This window comes from Pandoraea sp. E26 (genome assembly GCF_000681415.1).
Classification (GTDB): Bacteria; Pseudomonadota; Gammaproteobacteria; order Burkholderiales; family Burkholderiaceae; genus Pandoraea; species Pandoraea pnomenusa.
The window spans coordinates 1-18,642 of sequence record NZ_AYXJ01000035.1 but is presented as its reverse complement, the minus strand read 5'-3'; the positions used below and the strand labels follow the sequence as shown (position 1 = coordinate 18,642).

The window sequence follows — 18,642 nt, the reverse complement described above, 5'->3', positions numbered from 1 at the left end:
CGGACAAAACTCACATCGGGTACGGCTCACCGGACGCCGCCCCGATGCGTCGAAACTGTTCAATACGCGCCTGCCACGCGATGACGTGCGACGTAGTGCCCGGCGCCGACTTCCACGAGCGGTTGCACCTGCGGCTCGTCGCCGATGGCCCGAATCGGGCTCGGAATCTCTTCCGTGAGCAACTCGCGCTTGGCGTGACGGCGGGCCGGATCGGCAATCGGCACAGCGGACATCAGCTTCTTCGTGTACGGGTGTTGCGGATTCTCGAAAATGGCGCGGCGCGGCCCGATCTCGACGATCTGACCGAGGTACATCACCGCCACACGGTGACTGATACGCTCCACCACCGCCATGTCGTGCGAGATGAACAGGAACGCGATGCCGAACTCCTTTTGCAAGTCGAGCATCAGATTGATGATCTGGGCCTGCACCGAGACATCGAGCGCGGAAACGGATTCGTCGGCAATCACGACCTTGGGCTTGAGCGCGAGTGCCCGCGCAATGGCGATGCGCTGACGCTGTCCGCCCGAGAACTCATGCGGATAGCGTTGAGCATACTCGGCCGGCAATCCCACGCGCTCGAGCAGCTCGGCCACCCGCCTTTCGGCTTGCGCGCCGCTCGCGACCCCATGCACCAGCAGCGGCTCCATGATCGAGAAGCCAACGGTCAGGCGCGGATCGAGCGACGCGAACGGGTCCTGGAAAATGAACTGGATATCGCGACGCAACGTTTGCAGCGCGCGCCCGGCGAGATCGTGAATCGGCTTGCCGCCGAATTCGATGGAACCGCCCTGGCTGGCGACGAGCCGCAGCAGCGCACGACCCGTGGTCGACTTGCCACAGCCTGACTCGCCCACCAGGCCGAGCGTCTCACCCGGGTACAAGTCGAAACTCACCCGCTCGACGGCATGCACGCGTTGCGTGACGCGGCCGAAGAAGCCCGACGGCACGTCGAACCGGGCCACGAGGTCCTTGACGCGCAGGATCGGGCCGGCGTCGATGCGCACGGTCTGCTGCGGCGTTTCGGCAGCGGGCTTGGCGTCCGCCGGGGCGTCATAGCGCAACAGCGGAAAACGTGCCGGCAGGTCGGTGCCCTGCATCGAGCCCAGACGCGGCACGGCCGAGAGCAGTGCCTGCGTGTAGCGCTCGCGCGGCGCGGCGAAGATCTCGGCCGAGGGCCCCTCCTCCACCTTGTCGCCCCGATGCATGACCAGCACGCGATCGGCCACTTCGGCCACCACGCCCATGTCGTGCGTGATGAACACGACGCCCATGTGCATCTCGTCCTGCAATGCACGAATCAGTTGCAGGATCTGCGCCTGAATGGTCACGTCGAGCGCGGTGGTCGGTTCGTCGGCGATCAGCAGCCCGGGCTTGCAGGACAGCGCCATTGCGATCATGACGCGCTGGCGCATGCCGCCCGAGAGCTGATGCGGGAAGCGGCCGAGCACGCGACGGGCCTCGGGAATGCGTACGAGTTCCAGCATCCGCAGCGCTTCGGCGCGCGCGGCGGCGGCGTCCTTGCCCTGGTGCAGCCGGATCGACTCGGCGATCTGCTCCCCCACCGGGAACACCGGGTTGAGGGAGGTCATCGGCTCCTGAAAGATCATTGCCATGTCCGCGCCGCGAATGCTGCGCATGGTGTGTCCGCTGGCGCGCGTGAGGTCGACGAGCTTGCCGTTGCGCCGGCGCATGATCATCGAACCCTGCGTGATTCGGCCACCGCCGTTCTCCACCAGACGCATCGCGGCGAGCGACGTCACCGACTTGCCCGAGCCCGATTCGCCCACGATGGCGAGCGTCTCGCCACGGTCGACATGGAAGGACAGGTCGCGCACGGCCGTGACCACGCGCTCGGACGTCGCGAACTGCACGGAAATGCCACTCACGTCGAGCACGCGCTCGTCGGGCAACGAAATCGTTGGGGTTGTCTTGCGCTCTGCCACGCCTGTCCTCGCTAATCTTCGCTTGCTGAATCTGATGCTCTGGGTGTTGCCGATGCCAGCGGCCGGTGTCCGCTCGCGGGTGCCTTGCACGTGTCCTGGAGGTGACTTACACGTGCTTTATGCATGGATGGCCGTGACGGGCGTTTCGCCCACGCGCGCCACACCGCGATACATGCCTTCCGTGTTGAACGGCAGCGCCACGTTGCCTTGTGCGTCCACGGCGATCAAGCCGCCGCGGCCCTGCACGCGCGGCAAACGCTCGTGGATCACGCGCTCGGCCGCGTCCGCGAGCGACAATCCGGCATAGGCCATCAACGCCCCCACGTCGTAGCACGCCACGGCGCGAATGAACGCCTCGCCCGTGCCCGTCGCCGACACTGCGGCGGTGGCGTCGTTGGCGTAGCAACCGGCGCCGATCAGCGGCGAGTCGCCCACGCGGCCGACCGCCTTGTTGGTCATGCCGCCCGTGGATGTGGCGGCAGCCAGGTGCCCGTGGACATCGCACGCCACGGCACCGACGGTACCGAACTTGGTATCCGGATCGATCGGCTCGCGCTTGAGCGGAAAGTCGTGATCGAGGGCGACAGCGCTGTCCGCCAGCGCGCGCTGCCACTGAGCGTAGCGCGCTTCGGTGTAAAAGTACGACGGATCGACGAGCTCCGCGCCGTGGGCGGCCGCGAAAGCCTGGGCCGCGTCGCCGATGAGCAGCACGTGCGGGCTGTGTTCGAGCACCGCGCGCGCCGCAAGAATCGGATTGCGCACACGATGCACGCCCGCGATGGCGCCCGCTTCGAGCGTGGCACCCTCCATGATCGCCGCGTCGAGCTCGTGCGTGCCATCGTGCGTGAAGACCGCACCGCGACCTGCGTTGAACCGGGGGCAATCCTCCAGATGACGCACGGCTTCGGTGACTGCGTCGAGGGCCGAGCCGCCCGCGGCCAGCACCGCCTGACCCGCACGTAGCACTTCGGCGAGCGCATCGTGGTAGGCGTTGAGTTCCTCGGGCGGGGTATCCCGGCTGATGGTGCCGGCACCGCCATGGATGGCGATGACCGCACGTTGCGCGTGACTCATGATGCTTTGTCCTTTCTGTCCTGATTGCCCGGCACAGGGCGGGGCGTGTTCGGTGCGCCTTGCGGGGCGACGCTCGTTGCAGTGGCTGTCTGGGTCGTCTGCGCGGACGTTCCGGCACTCGCCCGCGCAGCGCCGCTCGCATTCGCGGCCGGCACGCCCTGGGCGACGACGACGCGTCCCATCACCGAGGCGGCGGTGGCCGCCGGGGCATTGGCCGGCGCGTTTGCCAGACCTCGGCCAGGCGCCGCCGGTGCAAGCGACGCCGAGTCGAGCCACGGCAACAGGAAATCCGTCATTTCGGTCGCGCGATCGACCGCGTGTTGGGCGCGCTGAGCGACGGCGTCGCACAACGCGTCGATCATGGCCAGCACACTCGCCTCGGAGTTGCTCGACAATCGCGGCTTGCTGCGCACGAAAATCACGATGTCGCCCAGCGGCGCGAGCGGCGACGTCGGGCTGTCGGTCAACACCATGACGGGCACGCCGCGCCCGCGCAGACGCCGGCAAAGCGTGATGGTGTCCGAGACATATCGCGGGAATCCGAGCGCGATCACCAGGTCGCCTTCGCGCAGTTTGAAGAGTTGCCGTGCCGCATGCGTCGATCCGCCCACCCCCACGACGGCCTGCACGTTTTCGCAATACGGATCGAGTCCGTGGTGCAACAGGCCGGCAAGATAGCCGCTCGCGCCCAGGCCTAGCACATAGATGCGGCGTGCGTGGAGTATGGCGTCGACGGCACGCTCGCACGTCGCGGCGTCGAGGTTGCGGCGCGTCCAGTCCAGATTCTCGATGGCCTGCGCCAGCGCTGCCGCCATGACGTCGGCACTCGCGCTTGCCTGCGCCTTGCTCGTGCGCAGACTCTCGATCGGCGCGAGCGTGGCTTCGAACCCCCGCACCATCGCGGCGCGACATTGCGGATAGCCGTCAAACCCCAGGGCGCGCGAGAATCGATTGACCGTGGCCAACGACACGCCGACAGCATCGGCAAATTCGTCGATTCGCATGGTCGCCGCACGAAACGTATTGTCGAGCACGAACGCCGCCATGCGCTGTTGCGCGGGCGTCAGATCGGGCATGGCACGCACGATGCGCTCGGTGAGCGGCAGATCGGCGGGCAACGAGTCGGCGTCCATCATGAAGGCAGGTAATCGATCAGAGTGAAGGAAAGTATATTTTCATTGGCACCCCGTCAAAAGAAAAAAAATAGTTCAAATGATGCGGTGACACGATGCCGCGCGGCCGAAAACCTTCCAAACCCTGTCAAAACAAGGGGGACACGTCCCCACCATACGTAAAATGCGGTCATACTAGGGGAAACCCGAATGCACGAACTTGCCGGACGCTTTGCGATCCGACATCAGGACAATTGCAGTCCACGCACTACCTCGCGACGGCCATGCGTCCGCCGCGAAACGTCAGGCAGCAAATTCACCGGACAGTCGCAGGACCGCCTGGGGAGGCTTGGTCGGAGGCGAGTCGTAACGTGCGGTAAATATCGCGTAGCCAAGGGCCGGTTTCGGCCCGGTACGCTGACGAGAATTCGCCTCAAGGAGTAGGACCATGCTGAGCCCGCATGAAATTGCCACGCTGTTGCTGGCAGCCGCATCCCTTGGACCCATCGATGCCGACGCGCTCGAGCCGCCGGAACTTGCCGCGCTCGAACAGGCGCGTCTGGTGCATGTCGACGTCGATGCGGGGCAAGCGAAAGTGATCGTGACCGAAGACGGTCATCGCGTATTGCGTCGTCTGGGCCTCGAGCGCCCCGTCGGCGAACGCGGCGACGCGTCGCGCATGGCGCGCAATTTGGGAGATGCCGAAAAACATGGGAACGGACGGCTTGCAACGATGCCGGCCACCGAATCGGCGAGCGCATCGTTCGACGCGCCGCCTCCGACCGGAACCGTCCGTGAATTGACGCGGGCAGCGGCGCTGCCCGCCGACGCGTCAGAGCGTCGCGAAAAACAGGCTTAGGCGCGCCAGCACGATCAGCAGGATCTGCATCAGCAGGAACAGCCCCAACGGCGACAAGTCGAATCCACCCACCATCGGAATGACGCGACGGATCGGGCGCAGCAGCGGATCGAGCAGGTGCTGCAGAATCGGCATCGCGGTCGCGCGCGGATTGACCCACGACAGCACGGCCATCAGCAGTGTGAGCCACATCACGAGGTTGGCGCCCCACTTGGCCACCAGCACCAGTGCCACCAGAAGACCGCGGGGAAACACCGATACGGGTGACACCCCCACGACCGCGGTGATCAGCACCAGATAGACGACGGCGCAAAGCCAGGCGCCAACCACGCACGCCCAGTCGATCCCGCCCACGCCCGGCAGAACGCGGCGCAACGGCAACACGATCCAGTTCGTGAACTGGAACACCCCTTGCGAGAGCGGATTACGCGGCGGCAGACGGGTGGCCTGCATCCACACACGCAGCAGTAGCAAGGCGCCGAACAGCGAGAAGACAAGGTCTAGCAACAGACGGGCGATTTCGACGAGCATCTGGACTCCAACGGATAGTGCGGTCTTCCGCAAAACCGGCATTGTCGCACGCGTTTGCCCGAGTTCAATCGTGTCCTAACGCTTTGAGCGGGTGAGCCTCGTCCGTCCAGGGTGAGACAAAGAAGGCGTCGACGGCGGACACCGGAACATCGTCCAGCGTGGCATAGCGCCAGCGCGGCTGCTTGTCCTTGTCGATCAGCAGTGCGCGCACGCCCTCGACGAAGTCGCCTGTGGCGAACGCATGATGGCCGAGCCCCAGCTCCATGCGAAACGCGTCGGCCAGATCGAAACGACGCCCCTTCTGCAACTGCCGGTCGGTCACGCAAAGGCTAAGCGGCGAGCGTTGCATGAGCATGGCCAGCGTGTCGGCTGCCCATGGCGTCTGCACATCCTCGGCAAGCGACGCCACGATACCGTGGACATCCAATGCACTGAAATGTCGATCGAGCGTGGCGCGTACTTGCGCAAGCGGTGCGGCGTCGGCCCACGTCCGGCCCAGAGGCAGGATGGCCGCGCGCAGTTGCGCGAGCGGATCGTCGGTGCCAAACGGGCCGGCCGTCATATTGCCCGTCATATTGCCCGCCAGGTCGCCAGCCCTGTCGCCCGCAGGCGGCGCAGACCAGTCGAAACGGCGGATCAACTCGCGCAGTCGCTCCGGCGCATCGCCCTGCAGCCAGACATCGGCCAGCCCGCAGTACAACGCGTCGGCGGCGGTGACGGTCGCGCCCGAGAGTCCCAAATAGCGCGCAAGCGTGGGCGCAAGATGTCCGAGGAACCAGCTCGCCCCCACATCGGGGAACAATCCGATCCCCGTCTCAGGCATTGCCAGGCGCGTGCGGTCGGTCACGATGCGCAGCGCGGCCCCCTGGGCAACCCCCATGCCGCCGCCCATCACAATGCCGTCGAGCAGCGCGATATACGGCTTCGGATATCGGTGGATCAGATAGTCCAGACGATACTCGTCGACGAAAAACGCCTGATGCGCGTCGCGATGCTGAATGCGGCTGTCGTAAAGCGCGCGGACATCTCCACCGGCACAGAATGCCTTCTCCCCCGCACCTTCGATCAGCACCGCACGCACCGCCGGGTCGGCGACCCACGCATTGAGCTGCGTCCACATGCTGCGCACCATGCCGTGGGTGATCGCATTCAAGGCGCGCGGCCGGTTCAGCGTAATGACGCCAAACCCATTGATCACGTCGAACAACACTTCGTCTTGCGCCTCAATGGCGCCGTCACGCAAATTCACTCGCCCTCCTTCCGGATCATGTCCCGCGGCACACACTGCCCGCGCCAACGGGAGTCATCTCGCGAAATCGCTCGTCTTGCGCCACCACGGGTATCGATGCGTGACTCAGCCCAGCGCGCGGGCGATCACCTGGCGTTGAATCTCGCTGGTGCCTTCGTAAATCTGGGTAATACGGGCGTCGCGGTAATGACGCTCCACCGGGTAGTCCTCGAGATACCCGTACCCACCGTGGATCTGGATCGCATGCGAGCACACCCACTCGGCCAACTCGGAAGCGTAGAGTTTTGCCTGCGACGCCTCCGACAGGCACGGCATGCCCTGCGTTCGCAGCGCCGCCGCGTGAAGAATCAGGAATCGCGCCGCATTGATGCGCGTGGTCATGTCGGCCAGCATGTTGGCGATGCTCTGGTGTTCGCGGATCGGCTTGCCGAACTGCTGACGCTCGTTCGCATATTGCAGCGCCGCCTCGAATGCCGCACGCGCAATGCCAAGCGCCTGTGCCGCAATGCCGATGCGGCCGCCTTCCAGGTTCGACAGCGCGATCTTCAGCCCCTGTCCCGGCTCGCCCAGCATCGCGTCGTCGCCCACTTCGCAATCGACCAGGGTGATCGGACACGTGTCTGAGGCCCGGATACCGAGTTTGTGTTCGGGACGCCCCACCTCGAAGCCCGGGGTGTCGGTCGGCACGATGAACGCCGAGATGCCGCGCTTGCCCGCCGCGGGGTCCGTCACGGCAAACACGATCGCCACGCCGGCCCGCTTGCCGTTCGTCACGAACTGCTTGCTGCCGTTGAGCACCCATTTGTCGCCGTGGCGCTCGGCGCGCGTGCGCAAGTTGTTCGCCTCGGATCCGGCCTGGGGCTCCGTCAGGCAGAACGCGCCGATCTTCCGGCCGGCGGCGAGATCGGGCAGCCAGCGCCGGCGCTGCGCGTCCGTGCCGAACTTCAGGATCGGCGCGCACCCCACGGAATTGTGGACGGACATCATTGTCGCGGTCGACGCACAGCCGACCGCGATCTCTTCCATTGCCAGTGCGTAGGCCGTGTAATCGGTGTAAGAACCGCCGTACTGCTCCGGCACCATCATGCCAAGCAGGCCGAGCTCGCCCATCTGCGCGACCATGGCGTCGGGCAGTGCACAGTCCCGATCCCATTGCGCGGCGTTCGGCGCCAGTTGTTCGCTGGAGAACGTGCGCGCCATGTCGCGAATCATGCGTTGGTCTTCGGTATAGAAATCCATGTTCTGTCTCCCGCGCCATGGCGTTGTCCGAATGGACCGCCGGCGCCTTTGCGATGTCGATGGATCCAGTGTAGGGATCGCACCGTATTGGCACCATAGCCAAAAACGGCAAATTGCATGAGCGGAATTGCCATCGGAATCGACCGATCTCCCCCTCGGTAAAACCCTTAACGCATCTGACGCAATGATCGGGGCCAGTCCCCGTAATGCCCGTCGCCCGGTCCCCGCGCGGGTTTCGGAGTGGATAAATCCATCACCAACTCTGACCCGTTTGGACATTGCCTGCGCCTGACGCCACGCATTACGATGAATTTCGACTTTGCCCCACCCAGCCCCGATAGCGTCGCGCCCCCACCCAGACGGCGCAAGGGGCGGTCGGCGGCCGGTATTCGCCCGATCGGATGGCGAATCCCCCGACGACCGGCTTCCGACTACAGGAGACAACCCATGATTTCGGATTACGCCGACACGTACCGGACGTTCGACCTCGATGCCACGGTGCGCGCCGTGCTGCACGGCGATCTCGAGGCGATGAACGCCTGCGTCGAGTGCTGCGACCGCCACGCGCTGCCCGGGCGCATCGCCCTTTTCTGGGAAGGCAGGGACGGCACGAGCCAGACCTGGACGTTCCGGCAATTGCAGACGCTCTCCGCACGCTTCGCCAACTTCCTGCGCGAACAGGGCGTGCAGCCGGGCGACCGCGTGAGCGGCCTGCTCCCGCGCACGCCGGAGCTGCTCGTGACGATTCTCGGCACCTGGCGCGCGGGGGCGGTGTATCAGCCGTTGTTCACGGCATTCGGCCCCAAGGCCATCGAACATCGGCTGAGCAGCGCGCAAAGCAAGCTCGTCGTCACGGACGGCGCCAACCGCGCCAAGCTCGAAGAAGTGGCCAACTGCCCGCCGGTGGCAACGGTCGGCGGCCCCCGCGGCCAGGGCGTGCGACGCGGCGACTTCAGCTTCTGGCACGAGATCGAGCAGCACGGCGCCGACTTCGAACCCGTCATGCGCCGCGGCGACGACCCTTTCCTGATGATGTTCACTTCGGGCACCACGGGCGCGGCCAAACCGGTCATGGTGCCGCTGCGCGCCATCATCGCATTCGCCGGCTACATGCGCGACGCCGTCGACCTGCGACCGACCGACACGTTCTGGAACATTGCCGATCCGGGGTGGGCCTACGGGCTCTACTACGCCGTGACGGGGCCGCTGGCGCTGGGCATCCCCACCACCTTCTACGACGGGCCGTTCACGGTCGAGAGCACCTACCGGATCATCCAGAAGCTGGGCGTCACCAACCTTGCCGGTTCGCCGACCGCGTATCGTCTGCTGATCGCCGGCGGCGACAAGGCTGCCGCCCCGCTCAAGGGGCAGTTGCGCGCGGTGTCGAGCGCCGGCGAGCCGCTCAACCCCGAGGTCATTCGCTGGTTCGCGCAGCACCTCGGCGTCACGATTCACGACCACTATGGACAGACCGAACTGGGCATGGTCGTGTGCAACCATCATGCGCTGTCGCATCCCGTGCAGGCAGGCGCCGCCGGCTTCGCCTCGCCTGGCCATCGCGTGGTCGTGCTCGACGACGAGGGCCGCGAATGCCCGATTGGCCAGCCCGGCGTGCTCGCGCTCGACCGAAAGCAGTCGCCGCTCATGTGGTTCGGTGGCTACTGGGAGCGGGAAACACCGGCATTCGTTGGTGACTACTATCTCTCCGGCGACACCGTCGAGCGCAATGAAGACGGCAGCATCAGCTTCGTCGGGCGCAACGACGACGTGATCACGTCGGCGGGCTATCGCATCGGCCCGTTCGATGTCGAGAGCGCCCTGATCGAGCACCCCGCGGTGGTCGAGACTGCCGTGGTCGGCAAACCGGACCCCGAGCGCACCGAGCTGGTCAAGGCCTTCGTGGTGCTGCACCCGCAATTCGCGCCAACGGACACCCTCGCGCGCGAGCTGCAGGAGCACGTCCGACACCGCCTGTCCACGCACGCCTATCCGCGTGAAGTCGAATTCGTCGCCGAGTTGCCCAAAACGCCGAGCGGCAAACTCCAGCGATTCATCCTGCGCAATCAGGAAATTGCCAAGGCCGCGCAGGCGTCGGCCGGCGCTCACTGAGCATTGACGCGGCACATCGTGGGCGTCGCACCTCGTCGCGTTTTATCACTTTCAGGACTCGCAACTCATGCAAATCAAGGATCGTGTTTTTCTCGTCACCGGCGCATCGTCAGGTCTGGGTGCCGCCACCGCCCGCATGTTCGTCGACGCAGGCGCCAGGGTGGTGCTCGGTGACATCAACGCCGAGGCGGGCGCGAAGCAGGCCGACGCGCTGGGCAAAGCCGCCCGCTTCGTTGCGACCGACATTACCCGGGCAGACGACGTGCAGCATCTCGTCGACACGGCGAAGTCGGCCTTCGGGCAACTGAACGGCGTGGTGAACTGCGCGGGCCTCGTGACCGGCGAGCGCATCCTGGGCAAGCAGGGTCCGCACCGGCTCGACAGCTTCGCGCGCATCATCAACGTCAATCTGATCGGCACATTCAACGTACTGCGCATCGCCGCCGCCGCCATGGCGGAAGGCGAGGCGGATACCGAAGGCGAGCGCGGGGTGGTGGTCAACACAGCGTCGGTGGCGGCGTTCGACGGGCAGATCGGTCAGGCGGCGTATGCAGCGTCGAAGGGCGGCGTGGCTGCGCTCACGCTTCCCGCGGCGCGCGAGCTTGCGCGCGTGGGCGTGCGCGTGGTGACGATCGCACCGGGGATTTTCGAGACGCCCATGATGGCCGGCATGACGCCGGAAGTGCAGGCCGCGCTGGGCGCCTCGGTGCCCTTCCCTCCCCGGTTGGGCCGTCCGTCGGAGTATGCTGCACTGGTGCGCCATATCGTCGAGAACACCATGATCAACGGAGAAGTGATCCGCCTTGACGGCGCTCTGCGTATGGCGCCGAAATGAAGCACCCGGCGCAACCCGCGCCGAAAGCGAAATCGGACAGCACCGATCCGTGATTCGGATGGTGCCGGATTCGTCGATGGAGGCCGGACTGCTAGAATCCTTGCGTCCCCCTGCTACGACGTTCCGTTTCGCGACGCATGGAAAAAGGCAGCATCTCGATACACTTCGTTATCAACGCATTGGCGCACGTCGAGCGACTCGGCGGCGATTCGGCGGCATTGCTGCGAGCCGCCGACATCGCCCCGTCGTTGCTCAACCATCCGCAGGGCCGCGTGTCGGCCGACCGCTACGCGCATTTGTGGCGACTGATCAGCCTCGCACTCGACGACGAATTCTTCGGGCAGGATTCGCGGCGCATGAAGGTCGGCAGTTTCGCGATGCTGTGTTACAGCGTTGTCGCCTGTCATACGCTGGAGCAGGCGTTGCAGCGTGCGTGCCGCTTCATGGGTCTGCTGCTCGACGACCTCGAAATGCAACTCGTGCAGGACGGCGATCTGGCGCGGCTCGAAGTGCATGAGCGACCGGATATGCAGGCGCCGAGGATCTTCGGTCATGAAACCCTGCTGATTCTGTTCTACGCCCTGACTTGCTGGCTGATCGCCCGCCGTGTGCCGTTGAGCACCGCCTATTTCGCCTATCCCGAGACGGTCTACAGCGACGAATACCGAACGATGTACTCGCCGCGGCTGGTCTTCAACGCGCCGCACACGGCCATCGAATTCGACGCGACGTGCCTCGCGTTGCCGGTGGTGCAGAACGAGGTCTCCGTGAAGGACTTTCTGCGCGCCGCGCCGGGCAACATCATCCTCAAGTACAAAAACACGAAGGGAATGGTGGCTCGCGTGCGCCGACGCCTGAAGGCGATGCCGACAGACAGCTGGCCGGCATTCGACGCGTTGGCTGGCGAATTCCACACCACGGCCTCGACGTTGCGACGTCGGCTGGAAGAGGAAGGCCAGTCGTATCAGTCGATCAAGGACCAATTGCGACGCGATCTCGCGATCCATGCGCTGTGTCACACGTCCAAGCCGATGATGGAGATCGCCCTGTCGTTGGGTTTCGCCGATCCGAGCGCGTTTTTTCGCGCCTTTCGGAAGTGGACGGGGGCCCGTCCGGGCGATTACCGGCGGCAGGCCGTAGAGGCCTGACGCGGCGCGACCGACCCGGTCCGCGCCGACGGATACCGCTCGCGCCCGATTCGGCCGGATCGGACTTCAGCCGTTGGGCGAACCTGACTTCAGGCGGTACGTGCCTTGGCTTGCGCCGGGTTGTCCTGCGCGTCGTCATCGAGTTCGATGCGCTTGACTTCGCCGAGCAGAAGCAGATAGCAAAGCACGCCTGCAATCGCGAACAGGCTGATGAGGCCCAGTGCCCAACCGAACGATCCGGTGGCCTTGACGATGAACCCAATGGCGATCGGCGTGACGATGCCCGAGAGATTACCCGCGAAGTTCACGGCCCCGCCCGTGATTCCGACCATGCCCTTCGGCGCGATGTCGGCAACGAGCGACCACGATGCCGAAGCCACGCCTTGCGCGAAGAACGCGAACGACATGATGGCGATGACGAGCCAGTTGGCGTCCGTGAGGACGGTGAGCGACATCGTTGGCACCAGCAGCAAGCCGGTGACGATCGGCGTCTTGCGCGCGGTCCCCACGGCAACGCCGCGCCGTAGCAACCAGTCCGAGAGCAGGCCGCCGCAGACCACGCCGATCGACGCGGCGACGAACGGCACCGAGGTCATGCCGCCGGCCTTGAGCACCGTCATGTGACGTTCCGTGATCAGGTAGGTCGGGAACCAGGTCAGGAAGAAATACAGCGACGACAGCGACGCGAATTTGCCCACGCAGATCGCAATGATCTGGCGGTTGCGGAACAACACCAGCAGCTTGCGCCACGGGAATTTCTGCGGCGCCGCGCGAGCTTCGGAGCGTGATTCGACGAGCGCGCCGCCGCTGCGGATGTGCGCGAGTTCGGCGGCATTCACCCAGGCGCACTTGTCCGGATCCCGGTAGCCCGCGAACCAGACACCGGCCCAGACGATGCCCATCAATCCGGTGGCGTAGAAGATCTCACGCCAGCCCCACGTATGCGCGATCCAGAACAACAGCGGGGTGAGCGCCGCCATGCCGATGTACTGGCCGACAAGGTAAATGCTCGTCGCCACGCCTCGCTCGCGTTGCGCAAACCAGATCGACACCACGCGGTTGTTCACCGGGAACGTCGGCGCTTCGGCTACGCCCACGCCAAGGCGCATGCCGAACAGTGTGACGAAGCGTGACGTGAATCCCTGCAGGAACGTCAACACCGACCAGCTCAGGATGGCGATCCCGTAAATGGCGCGCGTGCCGAACCGATCGATGACCCAGCCGCCGGGAATGTTGGCGATCACATAGGTCCACGCATACGCCGAGAAAATGAAACCGAGCTCCACGGGGCCGAGACCGAACTCCTGTTTGAGCATGGGTGCGGCCACGGAAAGATTGGCCCGGTCGACATAGTTGATGACCGTGCCGACGAAGACCAGAAAGAGCATCCAGTAGCGCACGCGCGACGGGCGCTGCGAGGATGACGGGGTCGGAGAAACTGACATGATGAGTCTCGTTGAATCGGGCAATGCGTGCGGGGTCGATGCCCCGCCGCGGGAAAACCTGCGCTCGCCCACGCAGGAGGACGTGGCGACTTAGAAGCTGTGATACATGCCCAGACGCAGCAATACCTGATCGTGGTTGCTCGATGCACCGATCGGATACGAAGCGGCGTGGTTGTTGCCGGCTGCGGCGATATACGTCACTTGCGCCTGTAACTGGGTACGTTTCGAGAACGAGTACAGATCACCCGCTTCCATCTGGTTGTAGTGCGTATGGTTGAACGACGAATAGGAATAGCCCAACGTGAGCGCGTTCGCTTCCGTCACGCGATACTCCGTACCGACGTCGTAGTTGAACATATTGCCCGAGCCACCCGGGGCGCGAACCTCGCTGCGCGTGTAGAGCGCGTGCACATTCCAGCGCGACGAGATGCGGTACGAGGCGCCGATGCCCGTATTGTTCACGGCGTCCGACCTGAAGACATTCGTTGTCGACAGCCCTGACTGGCCGAAGATGGACGAGATGCCCAGACGCGACGAGAAATCGAACGTCCGCTTGTTGATGCTCACGTAGGTCGCCGCCACGGACAGCGGTCCGTTGTCGTACTTCAGGTATGCCCCCATCGTGCGACCCAGCGCATTGCCGCCGGCAAAGCCATACATCAGACCACCGGTCAAACCATGGAAGCTCGCGCTGTTCCACTTCACCGCATTATCGATCTGCGAAGAATTGGCCAGATTGTCCAGGTTTCCCGGATGATAAGCGTACAGATTGTGTTGCCAGAAGCCGTTCGAATAGCGAATCGAGACATCCTGCATGAAATCGGTTTGATGGCCGATCGACACCGTCCCGAAACGGTCGCTCGACAGACCGACCCATGCCTGACGGTTCCAAAGCACACCGCTGTTGATCAGCGCGCCGGTATTCGTGTTGAAGCCCTGCTCCAGCTGGAACACGGCCGCCAGTCCGCCGCCAAGATCCTCCCGCCCCTTCAGACCGAAACGATCCGGTTGCCCGATGCCGGCATCTGTCTTGAACAAACGACCGCCGCCCTGATTGCTCACGTACGTGAGGCCATCGTCGACCGTTCCGTAAATCTGCAACGAATTGCCTGCGGCATGTGCCGCGCCAGCGCATGCCAAAAGGCAGGCGATGCCGATATTGCGTCTCTTCACCTTCGACTCCTGTTGGGCTCCCTGACGTGTCGAGGCGGGCCGTGCCCCCCCTGTGCCGGAACCGTCGACGTCATCGACGTTCCGTCCAACGCGTCATTTTGTCTTATCTATGAAACGATGATTAATAGGTGAGACAATTATGTCGAAGAGGATTTGGCGCGACAAGCAGAAAATTAGTTGGGAGTCATTGATGTTGCGCAAACGCTAATGAAAAAACTTGCGCGCAGCAGGGCGAAGGCGCGGAGACATCGCAGGGGCGCGCCGTGGGCTCTGAACAGAGAAGGCACCGGGTCCGACGGGCCGAGGGCGGGGATACGCGAGGTCGTTCGACCGCCCTACCCGTCTGGGTGCAATGCTGAGGTGGACCGGCGCGAGACGACGCGCCGGCCAATCGGAAAACCGGCGTTACTTCGCGGTTGCGGACAAGGTGTCTGCGCCGTGGCCCCGATAATTGAGTTTGTGCGAGAGTTCGTCGGCCGCCGAAACGACCTTCTCGACGATCCCGCTCTCCAACAGATCCGCTTCCACGCGGGCCTGGGGAATCGTCACGCTGATCACCGCGCAGATTTGACCGCGATGGTTGCGTACAGGAGCGGCGATCGTCGAAATATTCTGCTCGAAGAACGCCTGACTCATGCTGTAACCACGAGCGACATCTTCCTGCACGACACGATGGAGCGCTTCGACCGTCGTCGGCGTATGCGCCGTGTAGGCCTCGAGCTTGCGCTCCGGGTACAGCTGCTTGAGCGACGTCAGCGAATAGTCTCCGAGCAGAATGTGCCCGACGGCCGTCGCGTGCGCGGGCAAACGCGTGCCCACGCGCACCGTGCCGAACACCAGTTCGCGGCTGGCCGCCTTCGCCACGAAAACCGCATCGCGCTGGTCCAGAATCAGGATATGGCTCGAGAAGCCCGTCACGTCGCGCAGCTTCTCGATGACCGGCGTGCCGAGATCCGTCAGCTCCAGCGAATTCAGATACTCGAAACCCAGCCGGAGCACGGCCACCCCGAGCCGATAATGACGGTCGTCGCCCGCCTTCTCGATGAAACCCTCCGCTTCGAGCGTCTGCAACAGCCGGAATACCGTCGAGCGGGGAATGTCCAGACGCCGCGCGAGATCGGCACCGGCGAGCACGGGCTCGCGGGCCGAAAACGTCATCAGAATGCGCAGGCCTCGCTCGAGGCCCGGTACGGAATATTTATTATCGCTGTCGTTGCTCATGCCGTTTGCGCACAGTGGCGCCGACCGGCGTGCGGGCGAGTCCGCGCGGCCGATAGACGATATCCATGGGAGGCGCACATTATAGGCTACGGTCCCGCCGCTCGGCCATGACGATGGCGCACGCCCCCGCCGGGCCACTTTCTCACCCGGCGATAACCGGTTGCGCCCTTCGTGTGCCGGGTTGCGCCCGTTCGCGCGACACCGTGCCCAAGATGGGCGCAGACGGGCACCCATCTTGGGCGAACCGCCTTGCACGAGGGGCATGCACCGCAATGGGGGTAATTCCGAAGCGCGTCGACTCCCGCTTTTTGTCATCATTGCGGCTGCAAGCTTGACAAGCTGGCGCAAGTGGAGCGAGACATCATGGCCGGAGCCGAGAAAAACAAACGATCCGGACTGGCCAAACCGCCGTATCCCTTTTCTCCTGACGCTTTTGCGATTGCCTATCCCAATAGCCGCCCAGGAGCTGCGCCCACCTGCCAAGTGGGCGTTTTTTTGCTGGCCAAACGCTCCCTTCGCAGTGTGGTTCGACCCGCCCTCGGCGTTCTTCACGAGAGAACCCGATGCCCTGGCATGCTTGTTGCTTGTATTTCCAGCATCGGGGAACGACGCCGCCTTGGCCGAGGTTTCACAGAGAAGCACGTACTGGATAGCATCGGTGCGGCGCGATCGTGAAGTCCGGACTCGCCCCCTGCGGCGCCTCCGTTTGTTTTGGGTCGAGGTGTTATGTTTACTGAACTGAGCGACGTTGAATGGCACGCCCTGCGTGATCTGATTTGCGACCGACCGGTCCGTACGGAACGACGCGGGCGCCCTCAAGTCGAGCAGCGCACGCTGACCAATGCTGTCTTGTGGGTGCTGTTCACTGGCGAGAGCTGGTCCAAACTGCCCATGCAGTATCCTTCCGTTCCGACTTGCCGCCGCAAGCTGAACGAATGGCGCGAGTCGGGCATGCTCGATACGATTCTGAAACGCCTGCAACAATCGGGGCGCGACATCAGCGCCTGCGCGGGTCAAATCAGCAAGCCGGCGCGCAGCACGCCGTGTGGCGACACCGATCGCCTGCGCGGTGTGTTCTGGACGAACCCGGCGTCCTGGAAACCCCCGGTCGCCGTGCGCTGAACGGGGTTCGCATGGCGCCAGTGCCGCCTCGGCACGGGCCATCACACGGTTCTCCCCCCTCAGGCATGCCGCGCCACGTTCGCGGCACCGTGGTTCGAGACCGACGGGGTTGGTCAGAGCGTTGAAATGTGCGGGACGCGACCGGGCAGCGATGCCTGGCGCCTCCTGCGCCAGCGCGGGTTCGACACCGCGCCGCTCCTTCGCGAGATTTGTACGGAATTTGTACGGAATCGGTGCTCGAATCGTCGTCGCCGCGGTCCTCGCCGGACGCGTTGCAACGTCAGAGTAACGCGCGCACCGCCTCGGCGATCGCAAGCGATGCCGTCAATCCCGGGGATTCGATGCCGAACAGGTTGACGAGCCCGGCCACACCGTGCACTTCGGGCCCATCGATACGGAAGTCCGCAGCCGGCTCCCCCGGTCCGCTGATCTTCGGTCGGATGCCCGCGTAGCCCGGCTGCAGCGTATTGTCTGCCAGCCCCGGCCAATAGCGGCGCACTGCCGCGTAGAATCCATCGCCATCCGACGGATCGACCGTGTAGTCGATCTCGCTCACCCACTCCACATTGGGGCCGAAACGCGCTTGTCCGGCGAGGTCCAGCGTGAGATGCACCCCCAGGCCTCCGGGCTCCGGAACCGGATAGACCAGGTGCGTGAACGGAGCACGCTGCGCGCACGAGAAATAGCTGCCCTTGGCGAAGTAGCGCAGCGGGATGTGTTCGGGCGCCAGTCCGTCGAACGTGCGCGCAATGTCGACCGCGCACAGCCCGGCGCTGTTGATGACCGTATTGGCGAGCAGCGTCGAGCGCATGCCGCCGGTCTCGACGTCCAGCTCGATGCCATGGATGCCGCCCACGCGCGCGCCGACCACACGCGCGTCGAACGCGAGCATGGCGCCGGCATTTTCCGCGTCGCCCTGCAAGGCGAGCATGAGACCGTGACTGTCCACAATGCCCGTGGAAGGCGACAACAACGCCCCGAACGTGCGCAATGCGGGCTCTCGGCGCGACACCTCGTCGGCCGTGAGCCACTGAAGGTCGTCGACGCCGCTGGCCCGTGCGTTCGCCGCAATCGCTTCGAGCTCGTCCACCTGGTGATCGGTGGTCGCCACGATCAGCTTGCCGCAGCGACGATGCTCCACGCCGTGCGACGCGCAGAATTCGTAGAGCCGATGCTTCCCCTCGACGCACAGCGTTGCCTTGCGCGAGCCAGGCGGATAGTAGATGCCGCCATGGATCACTTCGCTGTTGCGCGAGCTCGTGCCGGTACCGATCGCTCGCTCGGCCTCGAGAATGACCACCTCACGACCCGCCATCGCCATTTCCCGCGCGACGGCCAATCCCACCACGCCCGCGCCGATCACGACGCAATCGACCTTGTCCATTGCTCTTCCCTGATTCACTTTCGATACCCCGGCAATGCCCCGGGGCTTCCGATTCGCATGAAGACGCTCCCAACGCACCGACGTGACCGCCACGCCTCCTCATGCGGATCGGTTGCGGGGCCGGCGCCAGCTCGATTGCTCATGCCGAGGCCAGCCCCGCAACGTCACGACTTCCCTGTCCTCACCGGCTTACAG

The 18,642-nt window shown here is 64.7% G+C and carries 15 protein-coding genes; 5 read left to right on the top strand and 10 right to left on the bottom strand.

Translation table 11 applies throughout. From position 1 onward, the window contains the following. Positions 1–59: 59 nt before the first annotated feature. The 3 genes from W930_RS0122180 to W930_RS0122170 form a co-directional block, all read right to left on the bottom strand. Complete coding sequence (locus W930_RS0122180; protein WP_023596955.1) at positions 60–1,946, bottom strand: dipeptide ABC transporter ATP-binding protein; 1,887 nt, start codon at positions 1,944–1,946, stop codon at positions 60–62. Positions 1,947–2,063: 117 nt separating this feature from the next. After that, positions 2,064–3,020 carry an isoaspartyl peptidase/L-asparaginase family protein gene (locus W930_RS0122175; protein ID WP_023873571.1) on the bottom strand — a complete coding sequence of 319 codons (957 nt, stop codon included), beginning with the start codon at positions 3,018–3,020 and terminating at the stop codon, positions 2,064–2,066. Then, positions 3,017–4,156 (bottom strand): MurR/RpiR family transcriptional regulator, encoded by a 1,140-nt coding sequence (locus W930_RS0122170; RefSeq protein ID WP_023596957.1) that lies wholly within the window; start codon positions 4,154–4,156, stop codon positions 3,017–3,019. Before W930_RS0122170 ends, W930_RS0122175 begins: the two co-directional genes overlap by 4 nt. A 424-nt stretch (positions 4,157–4,580) precedes the next feature. On the opposite strand from W930_RS0122170, the gene W930_RS30700 reads away from it, so the two are divergent. Then, the gene (locus tag W930_RS30700; protein WP_023596958.1) at positions 4,581–4,991 is read left to right on the top strand and encodes a hypothetical protein; all 411 of its coding nucleotides are present in this window, start codon (positions 4,581–4,583) and stop codon (positions 4,989–4,991) included. On the opposite strand, the gene W930_RS0122160 is transcribed toward W930_RS30700, so the two are convergent. From W930_RS0122160 to W930_RS0122150, 3 genes are all read right to left on the bottom strand, one after another. Further along, positions 4,965–5,522, bottom strand: a complete 558-nt coding sequence (locus W930_RS0122160) for a YggT family protein (RefSeq protein ID WP_023596959.1) — start codon at positions 5,520–5,522, stop codon at positions 4,965–4,967. The two genes, W930_RS30700 and W930_RS0122160, sit on opposite strands and share 27 nt — an antisense overlap. Before the next feature lie 64 nt (positions 5,523–5,586). Then, on the bottom strand, positions 5,587–6,771 hold the full coding sequence (locus W930_RS0122155; RefSeq protein ID WP_023873570.1) for an enoyl-CoA hydratase/isomerase family protein: 1,185 nt from the start codon (positions 6,769–6,771) through the stop codon (positions 5,587–5,589). A 105-nt stretch (positions 6,772–6,876) separates the two neighbouring features. Continuing rightward, on the bottom strand, positions 6,877–8,010 hold the full coding sequence (locus tag W930_RS0122150; RefSeq protein WP_023596961.1) for an acyl-CoA dehydrogenase: 1,134 nt from the start codon (positions 8,008–8,010) through the stop codon (positions 6,877–6,879). 447 nt (positions 8,011–8,457) lie between these two features. On the opposite strand from W930_RS0122150, the gene W930_RS0122145 reads away from it, so the two are divergent. The 3 genes from W930_RS0122145 to W930_RS0122135 all read left to right on the top strand — a co-directional run bounded on the left by W930_RS0122145 (position 8,458) and on the right by W930_RS0122135 (position 12,102). Next, positions 8,458–10,119 carry an acyl-CoA synthetase gene (locus W930_RS0122145; protein ID WP_235195575.1) on the top strand — a complete coding sequence of 554 codons (1,662 nt, stop codon included), beginning with the start codon at positions 8,458–8,460 and terminating at the stop codon, positions 10,117–10,119. A gap of 67 nt (positions 10,120–10,186) precedes the next feature. Beyond that, positions 10,187–10,954: an SDR family NAD(P)-dependent oxidoreductase gene (locus W930_RS0122140; protein ID WP_023873568.1), complete on the top strand. Its 768-nt coding sequence runs from the start codon at positions 10,187–10,189 to the stop codon at positions 10,952–10,954. 137 nt (positions 10,955–11,091) lie between these two features. Further along, on the top strand, positions 11,092–12,102 hold the full coding sequence (locus W930_RS0122135) for an AraC family transcriptional regulator (protein ID WP_023596964.1): 1,011 nt from the start codon (positions 11,092–11,094) through the stop codon (positions 12,100–12,102). Positions 12,103–12,191: 89 nt separating this feature from the next. Here W930_RS0122135 and W930_RS28475 read toward each other — a convergent pair whose 3' ends face one another. The 3 genes from W930_RS28475 to W930_RS28470 form a co-directional block, all read right to left on the bottom strand. After that, entirely contained in the window at positions 12,192–13,547 is a 1,356-nt protein-coding gene (locus W930_RS28475) for an MFS transporter (protein ID WP_023596965.1), read from the bottom strand. A gap of 90 nt (positions 13,548–13,637) precedes the next feature. Next, positions 13,638–14,720, bottom strand: coding sequence for a porin (locus W930_RS0122125; RefSeq protein ID WP_023596967.1), 1,083 nt, complete (start codon positions 14,718–14,720; stop codon positions 13,638–13,640). A 405-nt stretch (positions 14,721–15,125) separates the two neighbouring features. Next, on the bottom strand, positions 15,126–15,941 hold the full coding sequence (locus tag W930_RS28470; protein ID WP_023873566.1) for an IclR family transcriptional regulator: 816 nt from the start codon (positions 15,939–15,941) through the stop codon (positions 15,126–15,128). A gap of 726 nt (positions 15,942–16,667) precedes the next feature. Between W930_RS28470 and W930_RS0122115 the strand changes: the two genes are divergently transcribed. After that, positions 16,668–17,063: a transposase gene (locus W930_RS0122115; RefSeq protein WP_024788698.1), complete on the top strand. Its 396-nt coding sequence runs from the start codon at positions 16,668–16,670 to the stop codon at positions 17,061–17,063. A gap of 280 nt (positions 17,064–17,343) precedes the next feature. Here W930_RS0122115 and W930_RS0122110 read toward each other — a convergent pair whose 3' ends face one another. Beyond that, entirely contained in the window at positions 17,344–18,447 is a 1,104-nt protein-coding gene (locus W930_RS0122110) for an NAD(P)/FAD-dependent oxidoreductase (protein WP_023596970.1), read from the bottom strand. Positions 18,448–18,642: the final 195 nt, after the last annotated feature.